Source organism: Pseudomonas onubensis, from assembly GCF_965653655.1.
GTDB lineage: Bacteria > Pseudomonadota > Gammaproteobacteria > Pseudomonadales > Pseudomonadaceae > Aquipseudomonas.
Genome location: NZ_CBFHAZ010000031.1, coordinates 1 through 18,160, shown reverse-complemented (window position 1 = coordinate 18,160; position 18,160 = coordinate 1). Strand labels below are relative to the sequence as shown.

General features: G+C 61.8%; 17 protein-coding genes. 11 read left to right on the top strand and 6 right to left on the bottom strand.

All coding sequences use genetic code 11. The annotated features are described in order from the left end of the window. Positions 1 to 105: 105 nt before the first annotated feature. Entirely contained in the window at positions 106 to 2,250 is a 2,145-nt protein-coding gene (gene dinG / locus ACTD9P_RS12935; protein ID WP_138816424.1) for an ATP-dependent DNA helicase DinG, read from the bottom strand. A gap of 99 nt (positions 2,251 to 2,349) precedes the next feature. On the opposite strand from dinG, the gene ACTD9P_RS12930 reads away from it, so the two are divergent. Next, positions 2,350 to 2,814 carry a CopD family protein gene (locus ACTD9P_RS12930; RefSeq protein WP_017137191.1) on the top strand — a complete coding sequence of 155 codons (465 nt, stop codon included), beginning with the start codon at positions 2,350 to 2,352 and terminating at the stop codon, positions 2,812 to 2,814. Between the two features lie 172 nt (positions 2,815 to 2,986). Here the strand turns inward: ACTD9P_RS12930 and ACTD9P_RS12925 are convergent, their stop codons facing one another. The 3 genes from ACTD9P_RS12925 to ACTD9P_RS12915 all read right to left on the bottom strand — a co-directional run bounded on the left by ACTD9P_RS12925 (position 2,987) and on the right by ACTD9P_RS12915 (position 4,859). Beyond that, positions 2,987 to 3,745 carry a collagen-like protein gene (locus ACTD9P_RS12925; RefSeq protein WP_438867990.1) on the bottom strand — a complete coding sequence of 253 codons (759 nt, stop codon included), beginning with the start codon at positions 3,743 to 3,745 and terminating at the stop codon, positions 2,987 to 2,989. Then, on the bottom strand, positions 3,738 to 4,031 hold the full coding sequence (locus tag ACTD9P_RS12920; protein ID WP_438867989.1) for a DUF1145 domain-containing protein: 294 nt from the start codon (positions 4,029 to 4,031) through the stop codon (positions 3,738 to 3,740). The genes ACTD9P_RS12925 and ACTD9P_RS12920 overlap by 8 nt, the downstream gene beginning before the upstream one ends. 132 nt (positions 4,032 to 4,163) lie before the next feature. Beyond that, the gene (locus ACTD9P_RS12915) at positions 4,164 to 4,859 is read right to left on the bottom strand and encodes a PA1041 family peptidoglycan-binding anchor lipoprotein (RefSeq protein ID WP_200434585.1); all 696 of its coding nucleotides are present in this window, start codon (positions 4,857 to 4,859) and stop codon (positions 4,164 to 4,166) included. Positions 4,860 to 5,049: 190 nt separating this feature from the next. Here ACTD9P_RS12915 and ACTD9P_RS12910 point away from each other — a divergent pair, with 190 nt between their 5' ends. From ACTD9P_RS12910 to ACTD9P_RS12895, 4 genes are read left to right on the top strand one after another with little or no spacing between them, the layout of a single operon-like run. Continuing rightward, positions 5,050 to 5,547 carry a DUF6231 family protein gene (locus tag ACTD9P_RS12910; protein WP_285682912.1) on the top strand — a complete coding sequence of 166 codons (498 nt, stop codon included), beginning with the start codon at positions 5,050 to 5,052 and terminating at the stop codon, positions 5,545 to 5,547. Between the two features lie 4 nt (positions 5,548 to 5,551). Next, positions 5,552 to 6,022 (top strand): YchJ family protein, encoded by a 471-nt coding sequence (locus tag ACTD9P_RS12905; protein ID WP_438867988.1) that lies wholly within the window; start codon positions 5,552 to 5,554, stop codon positions 6,020 to 6,022. Positions 6,023 to 6,042: 20 nt separating this feature from the next. Next, positions 6,043 to 6,525 (top strand): LEA/WHy family protein, encoded by a 483-nt coding sequence (locus ACTD9P_RS12900; protein WP_438867987.1) that lies wholly within the window; start codon positions 6,043 to 6,045, stop codon positions 6,523 to 6,525. Continuing rightward, complete coding sequence (locus ACTD9P_RS12895; RefSeq protein WP_082463548.1) at positions 6,522 to 6,734, top strand: SEC-C metal-binding domain-containing protein; 213 nt, start codon at positions 6,522 to 6,524, stop codon at positions 6,732 to 6,734. Before ACTD9P_RS12900 ends, ACTD9P_RS12895 begins: the two co-directional genes overlap by 4 nt. A gap of 124 nt (positions 6,735 to 6,858) precedes the next feature. Here the strand turns inward: ACTD9P_RS12895 and ACTD9P_RS12890 are convergent, their stop codons facing one another. Continuing rightward, positions 6,859 to 8,244: an ATP-binding protein gene (locus tag ACTD9P_RS12890; protein ID WP_438867986.1), complete on the bottom strand. Its 1,386-nt coding sequence runs from the start codon at positions 8,242 to 8,244 to the stop codon at positions 6,859 to 6,861. Beyond that, the gene (locus ACTD9P_RS12885; RefSeq protein WP_056857506.1) at positions 8,241 to 8,951 is read right to left on the bottom strand and encodes a response regulator; all 711 of its coding nucleotides are present in this window, start codon (positions 8,949 to 8,951) and stop codon (positions 8,241 to 8,243) included. Before ACTD9P_RS12885 ends, ACTD9P_RS12890 begins: the two co-directional genes overlap by 4 nt. A gap of 197 nt (positions 8,952 to 9,148) precedes the next feature. On the opposite strand from ACTD9P_RS12885, the gene ACTD9P_RS12880 reads away from it, so the two are divergent. From ACTD9P_RS12880 to ACTD9P_RS12855, 6 genes are all read left to right on the top strand, one after another. Continuing rightward, on the top strand, positions 9,149 to 11,533 hold the full coding sequence (locus ACTD9P_RS12880) for a TonB-dependent receptor (protein ID WP_438867985.1): 2,385 nt from the start codon (positions 9,149 to 9,151) through the stop codon (positions 11,531 to 11,533). Positions 11,534 to 11,558: 25 nt separating this feature from the next. Next, positions 11,559 to 12,674, top strand: coding sequence for an ABC transporter substrate-binding protein (locus ACTD9P_RS12875; protein WP_438867984.1), 1,116 nt, complete (start codon positions 11,559 to 11,561; stop codon positions 12,672 to 12,674). A gap of 170 nt (positions 12,675 to 12,844) precedes the next feature. Then, the gene (locus ACTD9P_RS12870) at positions 12,845 to 13,903 is read left to right on the top strand and encodes a FecCD family ABC transporter permease (protein WP_017137179.1); all 1,059 of its coding nucleotides are present in this window, start codon (positions 12,845 to 12,847) and stop codon (positions 13,901 to 13,903) included. Then, on the top strand, positions 13,900 to 14,685 hold the full coding sequence (locus tag ACTD9P_RS12865; RefSeq protein WP_438867983.1) for an ABC transporter ATP-binding protein: 786 nt from the start codon (positions 13,900 to 13,902) through the stop codon (positions 14,683 to 14,685). The genes ACTD9P_RS12870 and ACTD9P_RS12865 overlap by 4 nt, the downstream gene beginning before the upstream one ends. Positions 14,686 to 14,778: 93 nt before the next feature. Next, the gene (locus ACTD9P_RS12860; RefSeq protein WP_438867982.1) at positions 14,779 to 15,423 is read left to right on the top strand and encodes a glutathione S-transferase N-terminal domain-containing protein; all 645 of its coding nucleotides are present in this window, start codon (positions 14,779 to 14,781) and stop codon (positions 15,421 to 15,423) included. 194 nt (positions 15,424 to 15,617) lie between these two features. Then, on the top strand, positions 15,618 to 18,059 hold the full coding sequence (locus ACTD9P_RS12855; protein WP_438867981.1) for a penicillin acylase family protein: 2,442 nt from the start codon (positions 15,618 to 15,620) through the stop codon (positions 18,057 to 18,059). The last annotated feature ends 101 nt before the right edge of the window (positions 18,060 to 18,160 follow it).

The window sequence follows — 18,160 nt, the reverse complement described above, 5'->3', positions numbered from 1 at the left end:
TTCTCCCAATCGGCCGGTGACTGGCCTGATGACATAAAGCGTTGGCAGTGAGATAGACCACGAAGTGGGCGACTTCGCCCACAGCGGCTTTAATAAATTAGTGGCTTAAGAAATTTCGCGCCTGAAGGGCGGCAAGGCATTAAGGATAGCTTTGCCATAGCGCTGCGTGACCAAACGGCGGTCGAGCAAGGTGATGGTGCCGCGGTCTTCCTCGGTACGCAGCAAGCGACCGCAGGCCTGGACCAGCTTCAAGGATGCATCCGGCACCGAGATTTCCATGAACGGGTTACCGCCCCGCGCCTCGATCCACTCAGCCAAGGCCGCCTCGACCGGATCATCCGGCACCGAGAACGGGATCTTGGCAATCACCACGTGCTCGCAATAGGCGCCGGGCAAGTCCACGCCTTCGGCAAAACTGGCCAGGCCGAACAGCACGCTGGAATCGCCGCCGTCGACCCGCGCCTTGTGCTTGTTGAGGGTTTCCTGCTTGGAGAGGTTGCCCTGGATAAACACCTGCTTGCGCCAGTCGCGGTCAAGGCCGTCGAACACGTCCTGCATCTGTTTGCGCGACGAAAACAGCACCAGCGTGCCGCGTGAACCTTCGACCAATTCGGGCAGGTCGCGGATGATCGCAGCGGTGTGTGCTGGCGCATCCCGTGGGTCGGCCTTGAGGTCCGGCACCCGTAATACGCCTGCGTCGGCGTGGTGGAACGGGCTCGGCACCACGGCCGTGACCGCTTTTTTCGGCAGCCCGGCGCGCATGCGGAAGCGGTCGAAGGTACCCAGGGCCGTCAGCGTGGCCGAGGTCACCAGGCAGCCATAAGCCACGTTCCACAGGTTGCGGCGCAGCATTTCGGCAGCCAGGATCGGGCTTGCATTGACCTCGATATCAAACAGCGCACCGCTTTCCGACAGGGTGAGCCAACGCGCCATCGGCGGGTTGTCTTCCGGGTCTTCGACGGTGAAGGCGGTCCACAGCTCCCAGTTGCCCTGGGAGCGCGACAACAGGCTGCCGAACAGTGGGTACCATTCCTCGGCCTGGTTGCTGGCGATGCCGATATTGACCTCGCCGTCCATGCCTTCCTTGAGCAAGTCGGTGAGACGCGTAAACAGGTCGGTCAGGCGTGAAAAGCCCTTCTTCAACTCGATGCCCATTTCGCGCATATGCTCGGGGATCAGCCCGCCGACAAAACGGTGGCGCGGCCGCTCACGGCCCTCCACGTCTTCACCGGGTTTGAAGTCGGCAACTTGCTCGCAGGCGCTGAACATGAATTGCTGCTGGGTCTTGATCTCCCGCGCCAGCTCCGGCACCTGTTCGATCAGCTTGCCCAGGTCGCCGGGCAGCGGATGCTGGGCCAGCAACTTGGTGAGGTTCTTGGCGGTGGTTTCCAGCCAGTCGGCCGTGGAGCGCAGGCGCGTGTAATGGGCGAAGTGGCCGATGGCCTTGTCCGGCAGGTGGTGGCCTTCGTCAAATACGTAGAGTGTGTCGCGCGGGTCGGGCAATACCGCGCCGCCGCCCAGGGCCAGGTCGGCCAGTACCATGTCGTGGTTGGTGACGATCACGTCGACCTTGCCCATGCCTTCGCGGGCCTTGTAGAAGGCGCACTGGCCGAAGTTGGGGCAATGACGGTTGGTGCACTGGCTGTGGTCGGTGGTCAGGCGCGCCCAGTCCGAGTCTTCCAGGGCGGTGGGCCAGCTGTCGCGGTCGCCGTCCCATTTATTGCCGGCGAGTTTCTCGATCATGCTGGTAAACAGCTTCTGGCTGACTTCATCCACCTCGATCTTGAAGCCTTCTTCTTCGAACAATGAGGCAGTGGCGGTTTGCGCATGGCCTTCCTGCAGCAACACGTCGAGCTTGGACAGGCACATGTAGCGCCCACGCCCCTTGGCCAGGGCGAAGGTAAAGTTCAGGCCGCTGTTGCGCATCAGGTCGGGCAGGTCTTTGTAGACGATCTGCTCCTGCAGGGCGACGGTGGCGGTGGCGATCACCAGGCGCTTGCCGGCGGCCTTGGCGGTGGGGATCGCGGCCAGGCTGTAGGCCACGGTCTTGCCGGTGCCGGTGCCGGCTTCGACGGCCACAATCGCAGGGTCGCCACTGCGCCGCCCTTCGTCGTCGGTGTCGATATCCCCGAGGACCTTGGCCACTTCGGCGATCATCAGGCGTTGGCCGTAGCGCGGTTTCAAGCTCTTGGCTTCGAGAAAACGCGAATAGGCGCCCTGGATCGTGGTTTTGAGTTCAGTGCTGATCATGGATAGTCGGGCGCAAAAAACGCTGGATAAATTTTCAGTGGTTCGGATCGGCCGCTATCATACCCCGCTAATTAATCCCGCGCAGAACGGAGTACTACAATGACCGCGTTTAGCCTCGCTTACACCCTGCATGTATTGGCCGCCCTGGTATGGGTCGGCGGTATGTTTTTCGCCTGGATGATCCTGCGCCCCGCCGCCATGGCGGCACTTGAGGGCCCCGCCCGGCTCAAGCTGTGGGCAAATGTGTTTCAACGTTTTTTTGTGTGGGTCTGGGTCGCAGTGCTGATTTTGCCGATCAGCGGCATCGGCCTGTTGCAGCTGCGCTTCAGTGGTTTTGAGACTGCGCCGCGTTATGTGCAGGTGATGATGGGTTTGTACCTGGTGATGACGGCGCTGTTTATCCGCATCCAGGCGTTGAAGTTCCCGGAACTGCGCACAGCGGTGGCGGCTGAGGATTGGCCGGCGGGCGCGGCTGCGCTGGGGCAGATCCGCAAATTGGTGGGGATTAATTTGATTGTGGGGTTGGTGGTGGTGGCGATTGCTTCGGCGCGGCCGATGTTCTGAGCCCCGCGCCTGTGACGAGCGGGCTTACTGTGGCGAGCGGGCTTGCCCCGCGTTGGGCTGCGCAGCAGCCCCAATAAAGTCACTGCGGTCCTTCAGACAAATCGTGGCGTCTGGTTTTGGGGCTGCTGCGCAGCCCAGCGCAGGGCAAGCCTGCTCGCCACAAAAGCAAGGATTAGAGCCGCTGAATAGTTACAGTACCTGCAGGCCCAGCCGGCCCCGGCTGGCCTTCCAGCCCTGGCCGGCCTTTATCGCCGCCATCGGCGCGGTACACCAGGCAACCTTTGGACTGCCCGCCCTTGCCCGGTTTGCCCGCCGTACCGGCCAAGCCACCTGGCCCGCCATCGACCCACACTTTGATCTGCTCTGCCGGGAAGCTCTGTGGCAGCTCAACCCGTACGGTCGCACCCGACGCGCCTGGCAGGCCATCACCGCCATTATCGCCATTCGCGCCACGCCCGGCGGAACCCCAGGTGCAACCCGGGTCCACGCCGTTGGCGCCATCGAGGCCGGCATAACCTTGGGCACCGGCGCCGCCACGGGCGTCCACCGACAGCTCATCGGCGCTCAGCGCGTTAATGCGCAGCACCAGGTCACGCCCGGCCTTGGCTGGTTTTTCGTGGGTGCCTGGGGCACCGCGTGAAGTGATCTGGCTGCCATGCTCCAGTTGCGCATTACGCACCTGCAATTGCAGCGCGGTATTGCCGGGGGCGATGGTGATGCGCGCCTCGCGGCCCAGGTGCAACTCATCCACGGTCACTTGGCTGATGGTCGCCGGCACCAGCAACGTGCCGTAGTCCGCCACATCCAGGCGCTCCAGTTGCAACACGCTGGTGCTGCTGGGCAGGCGCATCAGCGAGTTGGTCTCAACACTGACGCTCTGCGCCAGGGCAACGGGGCTGACCAACAGGGCCAACAGAAAAACCTTATGCATGATTGGCCTCCTCGTTCGTTTCATTAACCGCTGCAGGCGCCGACAGGCCCCGCACATGGAACATCCCCACCAGCAGAATCTGCAAGCGGTCACGCCAAGGGTGGGCACGGTGTTTCACGCTGCTGTTGAACAACAGCAATTCGAGCAGGTGGGTAAGCAACAACAGACTGCCGGCCAGGCTGACCAACAGGTGAAACGGATTGGTCAGCGGCCGGAACAGGTTGACCAGCACCACCACCCAGAACAATAACGTCAGAAACTTCCCCAGCCCCCAAAACACCTTCATCCCGCATGCCCCTGCCTATTATTCTTTGGGCGCACAGTACCGACTTCTGCAGGCGATTTGCCAGTGAAGGATGAAAAAACTTGCAAAGGGTCTCCGGCAATGCCCCTGCGGTGCCCGCAGGGGCAAGGGCTGTCAGCGGTTGATCTGAATTTCCACGCGACGGTTCAACGCACGCCCTTCAGCGGTTTTGTTGTCGGCCACTGGGTGGCTTTCGCCGGCACCGGTCACCGAGACAAAGTTGCTGCGAGGCACACCGGAGCTGACCAGGTAATCCGTCACCGAGTGGGCGCGTTTTTCCGAGAGTTTCTGGTTGTAGGCATCTTTACCGACGCTGTCGGTATGCCCACTGACCCGCAGTTGCGCGCTTGGGGCTTCTTGTTTAAGGCGAGTGGCGATGGTGTCGAGCTTGGTTTTGTCCGCAGCCGTCAGCTTGGCGGAGTCAAACTGGAAGTGCACATCACGAATCACGATGGTTTCTTCCTTGACCACCACCACTTCCTCAACCACGGCGGCCGGCGGCGCCGGTGGGCAACCATTGGCATCCACCTGCACGCCTTTGGGGGTGCCCGGGCACTTGTCGCGGCTGTCCGGCACACCGTCACCATCTTCGTCGCCGTCGCCATGCACCCAGCAATAGGCGCCGGCCATGCCGCCGATCAACAGCGCACCCGCGCCAGCGTAGGCCGAGCTTTCAGTGGCGCCAATCGCAGCGCCTGTCACACCACCGACTGCTGCACAGGTGGGCCAATCGGTTTTTTGCAACCCTGCGCAACCTGTCAATACTCCGGTTAGCAGAACCAAGGGTAGAGCTGTCCGCATGATGCTCATGTGATTTCTCCTGAGGGTATCGGCGGGGGCCGACAGGTGGAGTAAAGACCGCTCTTTTCATCTGCGCCAGTACACCACACCCCCGGTTTCATTGAGGATCGTCACACTTGCAGGACTTTTCGCCGCCGCCCGCTCTAGGCCCGCACGCTCAGCCGCGCTAGTCTCTAGGGTTCTGATGTGAGGATCTGTGATGACCGCTGGTATTTCTTCCCGTACTCCCCAGCAAGCCCTGGCCGCTTTGCTCGATTTACACCAGCCCAAACGCCTGTTGTTGTTGGGCGCCAGCCAGTTTCCAGCGCTGGAGGCGTTTCAGGCCGAGCACCCCGACACCGTCGTGGCCATCGCTGCGCCCGGGCCGTTGCCGGCTGAACTGGCGGCGCAGCGTTTTGACCTGGCGTTGGTGGTCGACTGCCTGGAGCACCTGTCAAAACCGCAAGGCCTGACCTTGCTCGGCGGCATTCGCAACCTTAATAGCAGCCGCATTGCGGTGCTGGTGGACCTGGGCGCCTGCGGCTGGAAGGACACCGACTTCTTCTCCCTGGCCCTGCAAGCCGGCGAGCGTTTCCAGCGCGACGAGCAGGTACTGACACTCTTTACCTATGATCTGCTTGACTACAAACAGGTGCCCGACTGGCTCAACGCCCGTTTCTGGGCCAACCCGGAAAACTTCGGAAAGTATTGGTGGTAACCCGATGAGTACATCCATTTGCCCCTGCGGCAGCGGCAACCTGTTGGATGCCTGCTGCGGCCACTATCACGCCGGCCACCCCGCGCCGTGCGCCACCGCGCTGATGCGCTCGCGCTACAGCGCCTATGTGCTGGGCCTGGTGGACTACCTGGTGGCCACAACCTTGCCCGCGCAGCAAGCCGGCCTGGACCGCATTGCGATCAGCGCCTGGAGCGCACAGAGCACCTGGCTGGGCCTGGAGGTGGAAGGTTCGGAAGTGTTCGGCGGCCAGCCGGAACATGCATTCGTGACCTTTACCGCACGCTGGCATGACAGCACCGGCGAACACAGCCACCGTGAGCAGTCGTCTTTCGTACAGAATGACGGGCGCTGGTACTTCATCGATCCGACGGTTGAGTTCAAGGCCGGGCGCAATGATGTATGTTTGTGCGGCAGTGGCCAAAAATTCAAGAAGTGCTGTTCCAGCTACCTCTAACCACCCACAGGGAAAACGCCATGCTTCGGATGTACAGCTTGATGCTGGCGTTGACCCTGAGTCTCAGCGGCTGCGCGTCGTGGTTTGCAGACGATGCACCTACGCCCCACGTCGCCCTGGTGAAAGTCGAGGTGGTGCGGGCCAAGCTGCTGGAGCAGAAATTCAAACTGTGGTTTCGCGTGGACAACCGCGACGACGCCGACCTCACGGTGCGCGGTCTGATCTACAAGGTCAGCCTGGGCGGTTTTGTGCTCACCGAAGGCGAGTCCAACGAGTGGCTGACCATACCGCCACGCAGCCATGGGTTTTTTCGGGTGAAGGTGCGCACCAACCTCTGGCCGCAGATCCGCGATGTGGTGCAAATGCTCAAAAACCCGACCAAACCCGTGCCGTATCGCCTGGAAGGTGAGCTGAAAACCGGATTATTCATCGGTAATGACGTGCAGGTCGCCCACAATGGCGAGATAATCCCCGGCGATTTTATTCCGGAGCGACATCGATGACTCAGCAACCCCATGTCCATGGTCCTGACTGCAACCACGATCACGATCACCATGATCACGGCCATGATCACGACCACGGCCATGTCCACGGCCCGAACTGCGGCCACGCTCATCAGGAGCCGGTGCGCAACGCGTTGAAGGACGTGGGTCGCAACGATCCGTGCCCGTGCGGCAGTGAGAAGAAATTCAAGAAGTGCCACGGGGCGTAAACGCACCGTAGATCGAAATGTGGGAGCGGGCTTGCTCGCGAATGCGCAGTGTCAGTCAATACTTTCGTCACTGATACACCGCCTTCGCGAGCAAGCCCGCTCCCACATGGGATCGCATTGCAGCTCAGGATTTGCGTTGGAACTGCAGCACCACCTCCAACCCGCCGCCCTCGCGATTACTCAAACTCAACCGCCCCGCATGCGCCCGCGCAATCGTGTGTGCAATGCTCAGCCCAAGCCCGTAACCACCCGTGTCGGCGTTGCGTGAGCCTTCGATGCGGTAAAACGGTTCCATCACCTGCTCCAACTGCTCCTGGGGAATCCCCGGGCCACGGTCGCTGATGACGATTTTCAAGCTGTCCGCCTGATCCTCAACCCGCACCACCACTTCTCGGCCATAACGCACCGCGTTTTCCAGCAGGTTCTGCACGCAACGCTTGAGGCTGCGCGCATAGCCCGGCAGCGGTTGCCGGGCGCGACCGACGATGTTCAGGCTTTCGCCCACGTCTTCAAGGTCGGCCTGCAGGCTTTGCAGCAAGGCATTGATGTCGATGTTCTGCCGCGTCTCGTTTATTTCGCCGCTGCTGACAAAATCCAGGGTGCTGGACACCATGTGTTCCATTTCTTCCAGGTCGCTGCGAAAACGCTCCTTGGTGCGTGTGTCTTCGAGCATCTCGGTGCGCAGGCGCAGGCGTGTGATCGGCGAGCGCAGGTCGTGGGAAATCGCCGCCAGAAAACGCGTGCGCTCGGCAATGTTGGCGATCAGACGTTGCTGCATCGCATTAAACGCCTGGGCCGCGCGGCGCACTTCGGCGGGGCCGTCCAAGGATAACGGCGGGCGCTGGATATCCCGGCCCAGGGCTTCGGCGGCCTTGGCCAAGGCATTGAGCGGGCGGATGGCCAGGCGCACCGCCACCAGCGCGATGATCACCAGCACCAGCACGCGCAGCAAATAAATGCGCATCACGTAGTCGAACAGCAAATCCAGCGGCGACGTACTGGTCCAGCCCTGCTCCTCACTGGCGTCCACCTGCAACCAGCGCCCATCGGGCAAGCGCAGGTCGATCAGGAACTGCCCGACTACCGGCTTGGAACTGAGCAAGGTCGAAAGCCCGGCGCTTTCCCCTTCGCCATCAACCAGGGATAGGCGCAGCAACATCAGGGTCTGGGAATAACCGGTTTTCTGCGACAGCACCTGCTTGATCAGCCGCTCGGTGGGCCGGTCACTGTCGGTCAACGTGCTCGGCGTGCTGCTGGCCTGATCGCTTAAGGTCAGCTGAAAGTGCGGCGTATTGAGCAGTTTGATCAACTGGTCGGCCTGTTGCGGGTCGCTGTGTACCAGACGCACCACGTCTGCCAGGCGCGTAGCGATCAGCCGTGCAGGAATCTCCAGCACCTGGCCATGCCGACGGTCGTACCAGATGCTGCTGGTCAGCGCCTGGGCCGCGAGCATGCCGCTGACCAGAATCAGCACCAGCCGCCCGAACAGCGAACGCGGCAGCAGTCTCACGACTCCAGCACCACATCATCGGCGGTGAGCATGTAACCCTCATTGCGCACGGTTTTGATCAGCCCCGCCGGCAGCTGCGAGCGCAGGCGGCTGACGCACACGTCGATGGAGCGGTCGAACGGCGTGCTGTCCTTGTCGAACACATGGTTGAGCAAAAAGTCGCGACTCAACGGCCGGTTCGGGTGTTGCAACAGCAAGCGCAGCACGCGGTAATCCGAGTTGCCCAGGCTTACCACCACGCCCTCGGGCGTGAGCAATTGCCGCGCTCGTGTGTCGAGTTGCCAGCCGGCAAAACGAATACTCGGCGCCTCGTCCAGCCGCGCGCGGTCCGGAAAGCTCTGCACCCGGCGCAGCACCACCTTGATCCGCACCAGCAACTCACGCGGGTCGAACGGTTTGGGCAGGTAATCGTCGGCGCCGATTTCCAGGCCGACGATGCGGTCGATCAACGAGCCTTTGGCGGTGAGCATCACCACCGGCGTGTTGGAGCTGACGCGCAGTTCGCGGCACAGGCTCAAGCCGTCTTCGCCGGGCAGCATCAGGTCGAGCACGATCAGGTCGATCACATTCAGCGCCAGGCGGCGGCGCATTTCCTTGCCGTCGGCGGCGGTGGACACCTGAAAACCGGCGTCGCTCAAGTAGTCGCAGAGCAACTGACGGATTTGCGGGTCATCATCAACGATCAGCAGGTGGTCAAGCTTGGCCATGGGCAGTCAATCCGAAAACTCAAAACGCAGGAGATAGCCGAAAGTTCATCCAGCGATACACGCAAATGTAATGGAATGTTGTGGGAAACCATAATCACGCATCAGCGATACAAAGCCAGGGCATGGCAGGCGGAATCGCTCTTTAGACTACCGAACCTAAATGAGAGTAATTGTAATTTAGACTCGGATCATCACCTATGTCATTGCCCACGCCCCAACGTCACACGCTGCACACCACCCTGGCACCGATGTTCGGTTTCCTCGCCGCCGGCAGTGTTGCGCCGACCGCCTGGGCCGATGCGCCGGCCGCCACGGCCAATGATTCGGTGGTAAGCCTGCCGCAAATCAAGGTCGACGGCCAGGAAGCCACCTCCACGTTCAAAGTCGACCGCGTGACCTCGGCCAAAATCAGCCAGCCACTGCTCGACGCCCCGCAAAGCGTGACCATCGTGCCGCAGCAGGTACTTAAGGAGCAGAACGCGCAGACCTTGCAGGAAGTGTTGCGCAACGTGCCCGGCATCACCTTCATGTCCGGCGAAGGCAACCTGGGCTGGGGCGATCTGTTTTCGATCCGCGGTTTCTCCTCCGAGCAGAGCCTGACCGTCGACGGCGTGCGCGATGCGGGCATGTCCACACGTACCGACACCTTCAACCTGCAACAGGCCGAAGTGTTCAAGGGCACCGGCTCGATCGAGTCGGGCGTTTCCGCCGTGGGCGGCAGCGTCAACCTGGTGAGTAAAGAAGCGCACTTGGGCGACGCCAACAAGGTGTCCGCCGGGATCGGCACCGACAGCTACCGTCGCCTCACCGCCGACCTCAATAAACAGCTGAACGACACCACCGCCGTGCGCATCAACCTGATGAAGCACTACAACCAAGTGGCCGACCGCGACGACGTGGACTACGACCGCTGGGGCATCGCCACCTCGTTCGGCTTCGGCCTGGGCACCGACACGCGCTTCTTCGTCGACACCTTTTACCAGAAAGACACCAACACCCCGGACGGCGGCGTGCCGATCCAGCGCGGCACCGACGGCCACCGCATGCCCGGCGTCAAACGCTCCAACTGGTACGGCGACTCCAGCCTTTATACGCAGGAGAACGAAACCACCTCGCTGACCGCTCGCTTCGAGCATGACTTTGACTGGAACGACGCCCACCTGCGCAACCAGACCCGTTGGGAACGCAGCGACAACTTTGCCGTACTGTCCCCGGCACGCTTCTTCGCCGCCGATGCAAGCGGTAAAAAAACCTGCACTGGCGCCCGCTGTGCAACCTTGGGCTACACCGGCGTAGGGCCAATCAGCCAAGTGCCCGGCAGCACGGTGAATGCCTACACCGACTACGTGAACAACAGCAACACCGGCTACGGCATCCTGCGGGGCAGCGACTTTGGCTTGTCCAAGCGCTACACCATCCTGGATAACCAGACCGATTTCAGCTTCACGTTCAACACCGGCAGCCTGCAGCACGCCGTGGTCAGTGGCCTGGAGTTCTATCACGAGACGTATGGCGGCCTGAAACGCAACGCCGAAGTGCCGGCCGGCGACATGTTCTTCAACATGAACGACCCCAGCCACAGCTTCACCAGCACCTACGTGACCAAAGGCGAAGGCGACCCGCGCTCAGTGATCGATAACGCCGGCATCTACGCGGGCGACACCGTCACCCTCAACGAGCAATGGCAAGTGCTCGGCTCGCTGCGCTACGACAACTGGCGCGCGCAAACCAGCCAGCGCGGCCAGGCCGACATCAGCAGCACCGACGGTGCGGTGAGTGGTCGCGTCGGCGCGGTGTACAAGCCATTGCCGAACGGCAGCATCTACGTGTCTTACAGCGAGGCGGCACAACCGTCGGCGCTGGGCGCGTCCACCAACAACCAGATCTACGGCGCGTCCACCACCAGCAACTACAGCCCGGCCAAATCGAAAACCTACGAGATCGGCACCAAGTGGGACATTGCCCACGACATGCTCAATGTCACGGCGGCGATCTTCCGCACCGAACTGGACAACGCCTGGGAATACCAGGACGGCGAATCCGCCCCGGTGCGCGCCCTGCCCGCCAAGCGTGTGGACGGCATCGAACTCGGCCTGCAAGGCAACATCACCCCGCGCTGGACTGCCTACACCGGCTTCTCGGCGCTCAAAAGCACGCAGACCAAAGGCATCAACAAGGGCGCCGAAGCCAAGAACGTTCCCGACCTGACCGCCAACCTGTGGACCACCTACGCCGTCACCGACGCCCTGAGCCTCAGCTACGGCGAGCAATACGTGGGCCGTCGCCGCTACAGCGACAACAAGTATGTCGGCGGTTTGAACAACAACAGCAGTTACGCCAACGGCCCATCCGGTGTGTATGCGATCTACACCCGCGACCACGAAAAAGCCCCGGGTTACTGGCTGAGCAACCTGGCGGCGCAATACAAGGTGAACAAGGACACCACGGTCAACCTCAACCTCAACAACGTGTTTAACACGTTCTATTACAGCCAGGTCGGCGCGTCCCTTGACGGCTTCCAGCTCTACGGCATCCCGGGCGCCGGTCGCACGCTTACCGCCAGTGTCGATTATGAATTCTGATTGTCCCTCACACGGAGTCCTTTGCATGTTCAAACCTCGTAACGTGATCAAGCTTGGCGTGCTGTGCGCCGCGCTGGTCCTCGGCCACGCCGAAACTGCCGCCGCCCATGAAGTCACCGACGTGTTGGGCCGCAAGGTCGACGTCAAAGACCACGTCAAACGGGTGGTACTCGGCGAAGGCCGCTTGATTTCGGCGTTTGCCTTGCTCGACAAGGACGCGCCGTTCCAACGCATCGTCGGCTGGCAGAATGATTTGAAGCTGCTGGACCAGCACACTTACAACGCCTATGTGGCGAAGTTTCCGAAGGTCAAAGACATCCCGTTGATCGGGCAAGCGTCGGAGCAAAGTGTCAGCGCTGAGGAAATTCTCTCGCTGAAACCAGACCTGGCGGTGTTCAGCATTTCCGGCCACGGCCCGACCGAACACAGCGCGGTGGCAGACGTGCTGGCCAAAGCCGGCATCCCGGTGTTGTTCGTCGACTTTCGCATCAACCCGGTGCAAGGCACTCACACCAGCATGAACGCGCTGGGCCAGGCCTTGGGCCGTGAAGCCCAGGCCAAGGCGTTCCTGGGTTTCTATGACCAGCACATCAAGGCCATCACCGACGCCGTTGCCACCTTGCCGGCCGGCCCGCGCCCGAGTGTGTTCCTAGAACTGCTGGCCGGTGCCTGGCAGGCGCCGGGGCACACCACCGGCAAAAGCGGCATGGGTGAAGTGATCAAGCTGGTCGGCGGGCGCAATATCGCCGCCGATGTGGTGCCGGGTGCGCTGGGGGATATCAGTGTTGAATACGCGCTCAAGGCCGACCCGGATGTGTACGTGGCCACCGGCAATCACAAACCGGGGTTGATTCTCGGCGCTGGCGTGAGCACCGATGAAGCCCGCGAGGCGTTTGATCGTGTGCTGGCGCGGCCGGAGTTCGCCAACCTGCGTGCCATCCGCGAGGGCAATGCCCACGGCCTGTGGCATGACTTCTACAACTCGCCGTACAACCTGCTGGCGATTGAAGTATTGGCCAAATGGGTACACCCGGAACTGTTCGCCAAACTTGATCCGCAGGCCACCATGGAACAGATCAACCAGCAGTTCCTGGGGATGCCGTTGCAGGGTGCTTACTGGATTGACGCCAAAACCAAGTAACCCCAATCGCCCTGCAGGAATGCAGTCAGTGTGGGAGCTGGCTTGCCTGCGATAGCGGTGTGTCAGTCAATAAAAGGGTGACTGATATTCCGCAATCGCAGCGATGCGGCGACCCGACAAGCCAGCTCCCACATTTGGATGTTCATTGTTTTTAAGACCTTGTGAGCCCCATGACCACTCAAACCCTCGACCTTGCCAGCGCCACTCACGGCTATCGCCGCTTGCTGGCCCGGCGTGCCTGGCTGTTGGCGCTGCTCGGCATCGCGCTGGTCTGCGCCATTCTGGTGGACCTGGCCAGCGGCCCGTCGGGCATGGGCCTGTTGGCGTTGCTCGACGGCATCCTGCATCCGTCGCATCTGAGCGCCACTGACCAGGTGATCATCTGGAACGTGCGCCTGCCCTACGCGTTGATGGCGGTGCTGGTGGGTTGCGCGCTGTCGCTGGCCGGGGCCGAGATGCAGGCGATCCTCAATAACCCGCTGGCCAGCCCGTTTACGTTGGGCGTGTCCTCGGCGGCGGCCTTGGGCGCGTCGTTGGTCATCGTGTTTCCGGTGACCACGCTGTGGGTGTCGGCCAACACCGCGATTTCCATCTCGGCGTTTATCTTTGCCGCCGCCTCGGTATTCTTGCTGCAAGCCATGTCACGCCTGCGCGGTGCGGGCGTGGAAAGCCTGGTGCTGTTCGGCATCGCGCTGGTGTTCAGTTGCAACGCCGTGGTGGCCTTGCTGCAACTGGTGGCCACCGAAGATGTGTTGCAACAGCTGGTGTTCTGGACCTTGGGCAGCGTGACCCGCGCCAACTGGGACAAGCTCGGCATCCTCGCCTTTGTAGTCGCCGTGGTGCTGCCGTTTTCCTTCGCCGCCGCGCCGCGCCTGACCCTGCTGCGCATGGGCGAAGACCGCGCACAAAGCTTTGGCGTGGACGTGAAACGCCTGCGTTTTTTTTCGTTGCTGCGTATCAGCCTGCTGTCGGCCACTGCCGTGGCGTTTGTAGGCACCATCGGCTTTATCGGCTTGGTGGGGCCGCATATCGCGCGGATTCTGGTGGGTGAAGACCAGCGTTTCCTGCTGCCCGCCAGTGCGTTGACCGGCGCGTTGCTGCTGGCGCTGTCGTCGATTGCCAGCAAGCTGATCATGCCCGGCGTGATTGTGCCGGTGGGCATCGTCACCGCCTTGGTAGGCGTGCCGATTTTTGTGGTGTTGGTGTTCAAGCGCGGGAGGCAGTTATGAGTGCGGGGTTATCGGTACACAACGCCACTGTCCGCTACGGGCGTCGGCAGATCGTGCATGATCTGAGCTTGCCGACCCTGCCCCACGGCAGCCTCACTGCCTTGATCGGCCCTAATGGCGCGGGCAAATCCACGCTGCTGCGGGCCATCGCCGGGCTGGAAAAGATGCAAGGTGTGGTAAGGCTGGGTGACCTTGACCTGTCAGCCATGTCGGTGGCCGAGCGTGCGCGACGCGTGACTTACATGCCGCAGAACCTGCCGCCGGGCCTGAGCCTCAGCGTGATGGAAAGCGTGATCGCCGCGCTGCGTGTGGCCAATGTGGACGGCATTCCACTGTCCGGCGAAGCCTGCCTGCGCGAAGCCTTCGAAGCGTTGCAGCGTATCGGCATCGCGCATTTGGCTGATCAACTGCTGAGCATGTTGTCCGGCGGCCAGCGCCAATTGGTCAGCCTTGCGCAGCTGATTGCGCGGCGCCCGCAAGTGATGCTGCTCGACGAACCCACCAGCGCGCTCGACCTCAATTACCAATTAAAAGTCATGGACTGCGTGCGCGCGCTGGTGCGCGAGCACCACTTGATCGCCGTGGTGGTGCTGCACGACATCAACCTGGCTGCACGTTTCGCCGACCATATTGCCGTGCTGCGCCAGGGCCGGCTATATGCCAGCGGCGTGGCAGATGAAGTGCTCGACCCGGCGTTGTTTGCGCAGGTCTATGGCGTACAGGTGCGCATTGAGCGTTGCTCGCAGCAGTCATTGCAGGTGTTGGTCGATGGTGCGGTGTGATGTGCTTCTAAGGTTAGACGTAAATGTTTGATTGAATTATTGCCCCTTGATCATCACCTATAGAGACAGGCATTCGCTCATTTGGAGAGCTTCATGATCGACCTGTACTACTGGACCACCCCCAACGGTCACAAAGTATCGCTGTTCCTGGAAGAAGCCGGCCTGCCCTACAAGGTGCACCCGATCAACATCGGCCAGGGCGACCAGTTCAAGCCGGACTTCTTGAAGATCGCTCCCAACAACCGCATCCCGGCCATCGTCGATCACAGCCCGGCCGACGGCGGCGCGCCGATTTCGCTGTTCGAATCCGGCGCGATCTTGCTGTACCTCGCGGAAAAAACCGGCCAATTCATTCCAAAAGACCTGCGCGGGCGCCAGGAAGCGCTGCAATGGCTGTTCTGGCAAATGGGCGGGCTGGGGCCGATGGCGGGCCAGAATCATCATTTCAGCCAGTTCGCACCGGAGAAAATCCCCTACGCCATTAAACGTTATGTGGACGAAACCGCGCGCCTGTACGGCGTGTTGGACCGGCGCCTGGCGGATCGCGCATTCGTAGCGGGCGAGGACTACAGCATCGCCGACATGGCCATCTACCCGTGGATTGTTTCCCACAAGTGGCAGAGCCAGCGTCTGGAGGATTTCCCCCATGTACAGCGCTGGTTCAACAGCATCAAGGAACGGCCTGCGACGGTTCGGGCGTATGAACTGGTGCAGAAAGTGAACCCGCCAAAATCCTGATCGGCCGAGGATCGTTCCCACGCTCCGCGTGGGAATGCCGCCCCGGACGCTCCGCGTCCCCCCAAAAAAGCGTGACGCAGAGCGTCACAAAATGCATTCCCACGCAGAGCGTGGGAACGATCCTGCTTGCGTCGTTTCGCCGCGCTCACTAACGTAGCGCCTTTAATGACGCTACCCCCCGCAGGAGCTTTGCCATGGCCTCGCCAGCCCTCTCACACTTTATCCCCCGGTTCGGCGTTGCCGCGGCAGTGGCCAGTGCTTTAAGCCTGGCCGGTTGCCAGCTCCAGAGCACCCAGGACACCCTGCCGCCGGTGGCCGGCGTGCAACCGATCAAAGGCCTGGCACAGAATGTGTCGGTGCGCCGCAATGCCCAAGGCATGCCGCTGATCGAAAGCAACACCTTCCATGACGCGCTGTTCAGCCTCGGTTATGTACACGCCAGCGACCGCATCACGCAGATGGTCACTTTGCGCCTGCTGGCTCAAGGCCGCCTGGCGGAAATGTCCGGTCCGCAAGTGCTGGATGTCGACCGTTTCATGCGTGCGGTCAACCTGAAAAAAAGCGCCGGCGAGCTGTACAACGCTTCGTCGCCGCGCCTCAAGCGCTTCTTTGAGGTGTATGCCCGTGGCGTCAACGCCTACCTGTTCCGCTACCGCGACAAGCTGCCGCCGGACCTGGCCCAGACCGGCTACAAGCCCGAGTACTGGAAGCCGGAAGATTCGGCGCTGCTGTTCTGCCTGCTGAATTTCAGCGAGTCGAGCAACTTGCAGGAAGAACTCTCGTCGCTGGTGCTGGCGCAGAAGGTCGGTGCCGACAAGCTCGCCTGGCTCACGCCGAGTGCGCCGGATGAGCCGATCCCGATGGACGAAGCCGACAAGCTCAAGGGCGTGAACCTTGGCCAGATCACCGGCCTTGCCGGGCTTGAAAGCATCGGCCAGCAGTTGAACAGCCTCAACGCACTGGCCGTCACCACCTCCAACAACTGGGCGATCGGCCCGCAACGCAGCCGCAGTGGCAAAAGCCTGCTGGCCAGCGACCTGGCAGCCCAGCCACAAGCGCCGTCGCCGTGGAACTACGTGCAAATCCGTGCGCCGAAATACCAGGCGGTCGGCGTCTCGATTGCCGGTTTGCCGACCCTGCTGTCCGGTTTCAACGGCAAAGTGGCGTGGAGCATGAGCGCGGTCAAAGGCGACACCCAGGACCTGTTCCTGGAGAAGGTCAAACGCCAAGGCAGCGCGTTGTACTACGAGAACAACGGCAAATGGCTACCGGCCGCCGTGCGTAACGAAACCTACTTCGCCAAGGGCCAGCGGCCGATTCGCGAAGTGGTGTACGAAACCCGTCACGGCGCCCTGCTCAACAGCAGCCAGGCACTCACCACCGGGTTCGGCCTGGCCCTGCAAACCGCCGACCTCAAGGACGACAAGAGCCTGGACGCGTTCTTCGACTTGTCCCGCGCCCAAAGCGCCGGCAAGGCCTCGGACGCGACCCGGGAGATCCGCGCCATCGCCCTCAACATGATCTTTGCCGACGCGAGCAGCATTGGCTGGCAAGTCACCGGTCGCTTCCCCAACCGCCGCGAAGGCGAAGGCCTGCTGCCCTCGCCGGGCTGGGACGCGCGCTTTGACTGGGACGGCTACGCCGACGCGATGCTGCACCCTTACGATCAAGACCCGACCCACGGCTGGATCGGCACGGCCAACCAGCGCACCGCGCCACGCGGTTATGGCATGCAGTTGTCCAACTCCTGGGACGCCCCGGAGCGCAGCGAGCGCCTGGCGCAACTGGCCAACGCCGGCAAGCATGACAGCCGCAGCATGATCGCCATGCAGTACGACCAGACCACCACGTTTGCCGCCAAGCTCAAGACCATGTTCCTGGCGCCGGGCATGGCCCAGCCGCTGAAACAGGCAATCGATGCGCTGCCGGCAGCCGAAGCTGTGAAGGCACGCGAAGCGCTCAGTCGCTTGATGGCGTTTGATGGCCGCCTGGCACCGACCTCCGGCGATGCGGCGATCTATGAGCTGTTCCTGCAGGAAAGCACCAAACAGATCTTCCTCGACGAACTCGGTCCGGAAAACAGCGCCAGCTGGAAAGCCTTTGTCAGCAACGCCAACCTGTCCTATTCCGCCAACGCCGACCACTTACTGGGCCGCGAAGACAGCCCGTTCTGGGACGACGTGCGCACCGCGCAAAAAGAAGACAAACCGGCGATCCTCGCCCGCAGCCTTGCCGCCGCCATCACCGCTGGCGACAGCCAATTGGGTGGCGATCACAAGGCCTGGCAGTGGGGCAAACTGCACACCACCACCTGGAAAAACACCAATGGCCAGGTGATCCGCGGCCCATTTGCCAGTGGCGGCGACCACAATACCCTGAACCCGGCGCCGTACAGCTGGGGGCAGGATTTTGTCACCACCCAAGTGCCGGCGCTGCGCATGATCGTCGACTTCAGCCAAGTCGAACCGATGATGGGTCAGGGTGGCATCGGCCAATCCGGCAACCCGGCCAGCCCGAACTATGCGAACGGCATCGATGCGGCGCTCAAGGCGCAATACCTGAGCTTCCCGATGCAGCCGCAGAACTTTGACAAGGTGTATGGGAAAACCCGCTTGACCCTTACTCCCGGCAAGTAACCCGGTTCTCGCTGAAGGAACCGGAATAAAATGTGGGAGCGGGCTTGCTCGCGAATGCGTTGTATCAGCCACAGAATAGTTGGCTGAACTACCGCATTCGC

What these genes read in the sequence shown, in the direction of transcription:
- ACTD9P_RS12885 (WP_056857506.1), bottom strand. Translation starts at nt 8,951, where the DNA reads ATGGCCAAGCTTGACCACCTGCTGATCGTTGATGATGACCCGCAAATC.
- ACTD9P_RS12855 (WP_438867981.1), top strand. Translation starts at nt 15,618, where the DNA reads ATGGCCTCGCCAGCCCTCTCACACTTTATCCCCCGGTTCGGCGTTGCC.
- ACTD9P_RS12910 (WP_285682912.1), top strand. Translation starts at nt 5,050, where the DNA reads ATGACCGCTGGTATTTCTTCCCGTACTCCCCAGCAAGCCCTGGCCGCT.
- ACTD9P_RS12875 (WP_438867984.1), top strand. Translation starts at nt 11,559, where the DNA reads ATGTTCAAACCTCGTAACGTGATCAAGCTTGGCGTGCTGTGCGCCGCG.
- ACTD9P_RS12915 (WP_200434585.1), bottom strand. Translation starts at nt 4,859, where the DNA reads ATGAGCATCATGCGGACAGCTCTACCCTTGGTTCTGCTAACCGGAGTA.
- ACTD9P_RS12925 (WP_438867990.1), bottom strand. Translation starts at nt 3,745, where the DNA reads ATGCATAAGGTTTTTCTGTTGGCCCTGTTGGTCAGCCCCGTTGCCCTG.
- ACTD9P_RS12865 (WP_438867983.1), top strand. Translation starts at nt 13,900, where the DNA reads ATGAGTGCGGGGTTATCGGTACACAACGCCACTGTCCGCTACGGGCGT.
- ACTD9P_RS12870 (WP_017137179.1), top strand. Translation starts at nt 12,845, where the DNA reads ATGACCACTCAAACCCTCGACCTTGCCAGCGCCACTCACGGCTATCGC.
- ACTD9P_RS12880 (WP_438867985.1), top strand. Translation starts at nt 9,149, where the DNA reads ATGTCATTGCCCACGCCCCAACGTCACACGCTGCACACCACCCTGGCA.
- ACTD9P_RS12895 (WP_082463548.1), top strand. Translation starts at nt 6,522, where the DNA reads ATGACTCAGCAACCCCATGTCCATGGTCCTGACTGCAACCACGATCAC.
- ACTD9P_RS12920 (WP_438867989.1), bottom strand. Translation starts at nt 4,031, where the DNA reads ATGAAGGTGTTTTGGGGGCTGGGGAAGTTTCTGACGTTATTGTTCTGG.
- ACTD9P_RS12900 (WP_438867987.1), top strand. Translation starts at nt 6,043, where the DNA reads ATGCTTCGGATGTACAGCTTGATGCTGGCGTTGACCCTGAGTCTCAGC.
- ACTD9P_RS12905 (WP_438867988.1), top strand. Translation starts at nt 5,552, where the DNA reads ATGAGTACATCCATTTGCCCCTGCGGCAGCGGCAACCTGTTGGATGCC.
- ACTD9P_RS12930 (WP_017137191.1), top strand. Translation starts at nt 2,350, where the DNA reads ATGACCGCGTTTAGCCTCGCTTACACCCTGCATGTATTGGCCGCCCTG.
- dinG (WP_138816424.1), bottom strand. Translation starts at nt 2,250, where the DNA reads ATGATCAGCACTGAACTCAAAACCACGATCCAGGGCGCCTATTCGCGT.
- ACTD9P_RS12860 (WP_438867982.1), top strand. Translation starts at nt 14,779, where the DNA reads ATGATCGACCTGTACTACTGGACCACCCCCAACGGTCACAAAGTATCG.